The sequence below is a fragment of the Chryseobacterium sp. Leaf394 genome, from assembly GCF_001424105.1.
In the GTDB taxonomy this organism is placed as follows: Bacteria; Bacteroidota; Bacteroidia; order Flavobacteriales; family Weeksellaceae; genus Chryseobacterium.
The window spans coordinates 1,382,585-1,389,222 of record NZ_LMQH01000011.1 but is presented as its reverse complement, the minus strand read 5'-3'; the positions used below and the strand labels follow the sequence as shown (position 1 = coordinate 1,389,222).

Genomic DNA, 6,638 nt, shown 5'->3' with positions numbered 1-6,638 from the left:
AAAAAAAACTGTCTCAGCTGAGACAGTTTTGATATTTAATTTCAATAAAATTAAAGCATTTTAAGGTTGTTCACTTCCAGTTCCGTAAGAATTCTCCAGTGTCCTCTTTTGATGTTTTTCTTGGTTAAACCTGCAAACATTACACGGTCTAAGGCCTCCACTTCATATCCTAATCTTTGGAAAATCCTTCTGATTACACGGTTCCAGCCAATGTGAATCTCAATTCCTACTTCATTTCTTGGTTTACCTTCAATGAAAGATATCTGGTCTACTTCTGCAATACCTTCATCCAAACGGATTCCTTCTGCAATTAGTTTCAGATCTTCATTCGTCAGTTTTTTATCCAATGTTACATGATAAATTTTCTTGGCATCAAATGAAGGATGTGTCAGCTTTTTCGTCATGTGACCATCGTTCGTCAAAAGAATAACTCCGGTAGTAGAACGGTCCAATCTTCCGACAGGGAAAACTCTGTAAGGCGAAGCGTTTGCCACCAAATCCATCACCGTTTTTCTCGCTTTGTCGTCTTTTGTGGTTGAAATATATCCTTTTGGTTTATTCAAAAGCACATAAACCGGTTTCTCGGGAGTGATGTTCTGTCCGTCGAAAACAACTTTATCAACTTTCTGAACCTGATAACCCATTTCTGTAACCACTTTACCGTTTACTTCCACCAGGCCCTGAGTAATAAGCTCATCGGCCTCTCTTCTGCTGCAGATTCCTGAATTGGCGATAAATTTATTGAGACGGATGGTATCTTTATGGATATCTTTATCAATCTTGCTCAGTCTTCTTTTCTGAACAAATGATTTATTTTTATCCTCATTGCCTTCAGCTCCGGGTCTTCTTCCGTATTTCAGGCTTCCTCTCTCGTATTTATCTCTGGCGTCAAAACTTTTAGGTCTGCTGCCACCTCTTCCCGGTGCAGCTTTTTTGAAAGGTTTTTTATCTTCACCTGGATTGGTAATAAAATCTTTCTGTTCCGTTTTTCCGAATTTCTTATCCATTCTGTCCTGGTAGCTCGTACCTGAACTTTTTCTGGAATCAGAATTTCTTTCACCTGCTTTAGGGAAAGATTTTTTGAAAGGTTCTGATCCTGGATTTCCTGATCTTGAAGCACGAGGACTGTCTGAATTTCTTGTTGAAGATCTAGGTTTTTTAGGTCTCCCCGAATTATTGTTGTCTCTGCTCATTCTAAATATTTTTGCAAAGATAGTAATTTAGTTACGAGTTAGAAATTAAGAATCATAACTTTGTAGATTAGTACAGCTATTAATTATCAAAAAATCATACGATGATTACTTTATTAGACGAAAGTTTCCGGCAAATCAATCAATATTTAAGCGGTAAATCATTCAGCAAAATCTTTATTCTGGTGGATGAGAATACACACGAATATTGTCTTCCTTTATTTTTAGGAAATTTAGAAACCGAAATATCCTTTGAAATCCTTGAAATTGAGGCGGGCGAGGAAATGAAAAATATTCAGACTGTCAATCAGCTCTGGGAAATTCTTACAGAGATGAAGGCCGACAGAAAAGCACTTATCATCAATCTCGGCGGTGGGGTGATTACAGATTTGGGCGGTTTTGTAGCTTCTACCTATAAAAGAGGAATTCAGTTTATCAACATACCAACGACCTTACTGGCCATGTGCGACGCTTCTATAGGTGGAAAAACGGGAATTGATCTGATGCATTATAAAAATATGGTGGGAACATTTTCTTTCCCGGAGCAGATTTATGTTTATCCTAAATTCTTAGAAACGCTTCCGGCAAAAGAACTGAAAAGTGGTTTTGCAGAAATGCTGAAACACGGTTTGATCGCCGATAAAAAGCACTGGGAGGATTTAATTCAGCTCCATGAAGTGGATGCATTGGGAATAGAACCTTTTATTCAACAGTCTATGGAGATAAAACAGGAGGTGGTGAACGCTGATATTAATGAGAAGAATGTGAGAAAAACTTTAAACTTCGGTCATACCATTGGTCATGCTATTGAGAGTTTATGTCTCCAAAGCGAAAATCCTATTCTTCATGGTGAAGCTGTCGCGCTGGGAATGATCTGTGAAAGCCATCTCTCCTATCTTGAAGGTTTGATTTCAAAAGAAGAGTCAGAAGTAATTATTGAAAATATTCAGAAGCATTTCTGTTTTATAGATTTAAATAACTTTAAAGAAGAAGATATTTTTAATCTTTTACTGAACGACAAAAAGAATGCTGATGCCAAAATCAATTTTTCTCTGCTCACAGGAATTGGTTCATGTGTGTTTGATCATGAATGCAGTACTGAAAATATTCAAAAATCAATCAATTTTTACAAAAAACTGAGCGGATTTTAACCTTGATTTAAAGTTTAAATATGATTTAAATCATAAACTATTATTCGAAGCATATCAATTTTCATTTACTTAAATAATTGATTTAAAGATAATTATATAAATAGTCATTCGCGAAAGCGAGTGGCTATTTTATTTTGAGCCAGAAAAAAAATAATTGTTGGCAAAGTATTTGAAAGAATCCACACGTCTTGTTAAAAAAGATAACACAATTTAGAAATAGAAATTAGTAAAATATTTAAAAATTTAAAATTATGAAAAAGTTAATTTTAGGAATTGCAGTTTTGTCAACAACATTGGCATTTGCACAGACTACACCAAGTACAGGATCATCTATGTCTCCAGTGAGATTTGGTCTGAAAGCAGGTATGAACGTTGCTTCACTGTCTAAAGATGCTGGTTTAGAAGATCAGAAATCGAAAATCGGTTTTAACGCAGGTGTTTTCGCAAATATTCCTGTAGCAGAATCATTCAGCATTCAGCCAGAGCTTTTGTACAACCAGTTAGGTGCTAAAATCGAGAGCAGAGACGAGTATACTATCGCTGGCGTTACAACAAGAAATGTTGAATCCTACTCTACAAATCTTGATTATTTAACAGTACCTGTGATGTTCCAATATAACTTTGTACCAAACTTTTACATTGAAGCAGGTCCGGAATTCGGATTTATGTTAAGTGCTAAAAACAAAGGTGACAGAACGACGACTGTAACTACAGGATCAAACACTTCTACTACCAACGCTAGTTACACAGATGATATCGACAAAGATAACCTGAATACATTCAACTTCGGTGTAGGAATTGGTTTAGGATATTATTTCACAGATAACATCGGACTTACAGCAAGATACGTTGCAGGTGTAACAGATGTTGCTAAAGACAGACCAAGCGGTTCTGATGCTATCAGAAACAACAACTTCCAGGTTGGTTTAGCATTTAAATTCTAATACGCAACCGTTTTTTAAACAAATTTTAATTCAATAGCAAGAGGTTGGGTTTTTGTATAAGAAATCCAACCTCTTATTTTTTGGCATGTTGCGGTGATTTAAAAGTTAAGATCGCCACAATAAATTCATGCCTCACACCAATCAAAAATTAATTGTTCAGCATTAAATTTAAAGCTGAAAAAAATATTCAATATAGAAGATTATGAAGAAGTTATTTTTAGGATTAGCAGTTACAGCAGGCTCATTAGCATTTGCACAGGAAACGGAAAAAGTTTCTGTAGAGCAGATCAAAGTAAAAGAACCTGTGAGATTCGGTATAAAAGGAGCTGCTACCACCAACCAGTTCAGCGAGCAGAAAGCAAGTATTAATAATCAAAAATTAGGATTTTTAGCGGGTGCTTTTGTTAATATTCCTTTATCAAGAAAATTTGCATTACAACCCGAGGTTTTATACAGTCAGATGGGTGCAAAAAGCGTTGTTTCTGATACAGAAGTTACTGCAGGAACAAGCACAATAAGAACTAAAAGAGATTTTACTACGTCACTGAATTACATTTCAGTACCGTTGATGCTTCAGATGAAACCGGCAGACAATTTTTATATTGAAGCTGGTCCGGAATTCAGTTATTTTCTGGATGGTAAAAACAAAGGTGAGCAGACTATTGCAACGACGACGGCCGGAAACACAGTAACACAGACACAGTCGGCATCTGAATCTATCAACAAAGATGATATCAAAAAATTCAATGTTGGGATGGGTCTTGGTCTTGGATATTACTTCACTCCAAATCTAGGTATCAATGCACGTTTTGTAAGCAGTTTCACAAATATTGCCAATAACTCTGACGTGGCAAACGATGATCAGAAAAACATCAATAAAAACAGAGGATTTCAGTTAGGTCTGAACTATAAGTTTTAATAATAAAAAATCTTAGTTTCAAGAAAAAAAAAGGTCAGGTTTCGTAATGAAATCTGACCTTTTTATTTATTTTAAAATAAATTTAGCTGAATAATTCTATCTCCTCTCCCTTCGCAACAGGATATTCTTCTGTAAAACATCCAAAGCAGTGATTGGACGAACCTAAAATTACCTTTAAATTTTCTGTGCTCAAGAATTCAAGAGAATCTACACCAAGATAATCTCTCAACTGCTCTGTAGACATATTTGCAGAAATCAAATCGTCTTTTGACGGTGTATCAATTCCTAAATAACACGGTGCGATAATTGGTGGAGAAACACTTCTGAAGTGAATTTCCTTTACACCTGCTTCTTTTAAAATTTTAACCAAACGTTTAGAAGTAGTTCCACGAACGATGGAATCATCAATGATCACTACTCTTTTCCCTTTGATTTCAGAAATAATAGGGTTCAGTTTCAGGTTGACAATTCTTTCTCTCATTTCCTGAGTAGGAACGATAAAACTTCTGCCAATGTATCTGTTTTTAATCAAAACAGGACGGAAAGGGATTCCCGAAGCCTTAGAAAAGCCAATCGCAGCCGGAACTCCGGAATCAGGAACGCCAATAACGATATCAGCTTCTACAGGCGCCTGCTCCCAGATTTTCTCACCAGATTTTTCTCTGATTTCATAAACATTAATGTTTTCCAGAGAAGAATCGGGTCTTGCAAAATAAATATATTCAAATGAACAGATTCTCTGTTTTCCTTTGGCTTCATCGGCCATATAAGAATGAAGTTTTCCTGGTTCATTTTCGCTTGTGTAAACAATTTCTCCAGGCAGAATATCACGTACGTACTGAGCTCCCACAGCATCCAAAGCCACAGATTCGGAAGCCACAACGTAAGAATTTTCGCTGGTTGCTCCCAAAACCAAAGGTCTGATCCCGTTGAAATCTCTGAAAGCGAAAAATTTATTTCTCGTCATTCCCACAACTGAATACGCTCCTTCAATTTTCTCCATCGTCGCTTTGATTGCTCCGCGAAGTCCAAGATCAAGATTTTTCTGAATTAATCTTAAAATAACCTCAGAATCTGAAGTTGCTCTGAAGACAACGCCCTCAGCTTCCAGTTCCGTTTTCAGCTCTCTCGCATTGGTTAAATTACCGTTGTGAGCGATCGAAAGTATAATCTGGTCATATTCGTTTTTCGCAAAAAATGGCTGAAAATTATATTTCTTTTTGTCTCCTGCAGTCGTATATCTTGTGTGACCGATTGCAGAATTTCCCATAAAAGTCTCAGGTTCCTGAATTTCTTTATAAACATCCAAAACCAAACCTTCATCTTTCATGTTGGTAATTTTTCCATCTTTAAGAACAGAAATACCACAAGCTTCCTGACCTCTGTGCTGAAGCGCAAAAAGCCCGAACTGGGAAAGAGAAAACGTGTCGAGATCATTATCAGAATACATTCCGAAGATACCGCACTCCTCATTCGGAGCATCCAGTCTTTCTTCTTCCTGCGTTCTGAAGAGATTTCTTCCGTAGGTTTGAGTCTCAAACTGTTTTAAATATTCACTTTTATGAATGTCTAAACTTTTCATTTCTATTTTTCTAAATTTGTTGGATGTCAGATGTCGGGTGTTGGGTGAAAATCATTACACATCCAACATCCAGCACTCCTCATAATTACTTGTTAAGTACAGTTTTCAGTCTGTTGTAGATCTCCACGTAAGCTTCAGTTACCTCACCAAGATCTCTTCTGAATCTGTCTTTATCCAGTTTCTTCATCGTATCTTTGTCCCAAAGTCTGCAGGTATCAGGAGAAATTTCGTCAGCAAGAATAATTTCGCCTGTTGAAGTTTTACCTAATTCAATTTTGAAATCAACCAAAATGATGTTCATTTTGTCGAAAAGATCGATTAGAATTTCGTTGATGTCTGAAGTTAATTCATACATTTCGTCAAGCTCTTCATACGTAGCTGCACCTAAGAAAACTGCGTGGTGATCGTTGATAAGCGGATCTCCCAATTCGTCTTTTTTGTAGCAGATATCGAAGATGGTTACCGGAGATTTAATTCCTTCTTCCACACCTAATCTCTGTGCCATGCTTCCTGCAGAATAGTTTCTTACCACCATTTCCAAAGGAATAATTGATACTTTTTTTACCAGCTGCTCTCTTTCGTCTATCTGTTTGATGAAATGAGTTTCAATTCCTTTTTCATTTAAATATTCAAAAATAAGCGTAGTGATAGCGTTGTTCATTTCGCCTTTCAAATCTACAGATCCTCTTTTTTGAGCATTAAATGCTGTTGCATCGTCTTTGAAACGTACTACAACTTCTTCAGGATTATCTGTTGCAAATACTTGTTTTGCTTTCCCTTCATACAACATTTCTAGCTTTTGACTCATAATTTTTACTTTTTTTTACTTTAGAAAACCTTGAATCAAAGGTT

6 protein-coding genes are annotated in these 6,638 nt (G+C 36.3%); 3 read left to right on the top strand and 3 right to left on the bottom strand.

What is annotated here, in order from left to right; genetic code table 11:
• Positions 1-50: 50 nt before the first annotated feature.
• Positions 51-1,193 carry a pseudouridine synthase gene (locus ASG21_RS10840; RefSeq protein ID WP_228462849.1) on the bottom strand — a complete coding sequence of 381 codons (1,143 nt, stop codon included), beginning with the start codon at positions 1,191-1,193 and terminating at the stop codon, positions 51-53.
• 101 nt (positions 1,194-1,294) lie between these two features.
• On the opposite strand from ASG21_RS10840, the gene aroB reads away from it, so the two are divergent.
• The 3 genes from aroB to ASG21_RS10825 all read left to right on the top strand — a co-directional run bounded on the left by aroB (position 1,295) and on the right by ASG21_RS10825 (position 4,204).
• A complete protein-coding gene (gene aroB / locus ASG21_RS10835; protein ID WP_056079596.1) occupies positions 1,295-2,341 on the top strand; it encodes a 3-dehydroquinate synthase in 1,047 nt (348 codons plus the stop codon).
• Between the two features lie 251 nt (positions 2,342-2,592).
• Positions 2,593-3,285 carry a porin family protein gene (locus ASG21_RS10830; RefSeq protein ID WP_056079594.1) on the top strand — a complete coding sequence of 231 codons (693 nt, stop codon included), beginning with the start codon at positions 2,593-2,595 and terminating at the stop codon, positions 3,283-3,285.
• Between the two features lie 202 nt (positions 3,286-3,487).
• A complete protein-coding gene (locus ASG21_RS10825; protein ID WP_056079591.1) occupies positions 3,488-4,204 on the top strand; it encodes a porin family protein in 717 nt (238 codons plus the stop codon).
• An 82-nt stretch (positions 4,205-4,286) separates the two neighbouring features.
• Here the strand turns inward: ASG21_RS10825 and purF are convergent, their stop codons facing one another.
• Positions 4,287-5,786 carry an amidophosphoribosyltransferase gene (purF, locus tag ASG21_RS10820; RefSeq protein WP_056079588.1) on the bottom strand — a complete coding sequence of 500 codons (1,500 nt, stop codon included), beginning with the start codon at positions 5,784-5,786 and terminating at the stop codon, positions 4,287-4,289.
• A gap of 85 nt (positions 5,787-5,871) precedes the next feature.
• On the bottom strand, positions 5,872-6,594 hold the full coding sequence (gene purC / locus ASG21_RS10815) for a phosphoribosylaminoimidazolesuccinocarboxamide synthase (protein ID WP_056079585.1): 723 nt from the start codon (positions 6,592-6,594) through the stop codon (positions 5,872-5,874).
• Positions 6,595-6,638 lie beyond the last annotated feature (44 nt).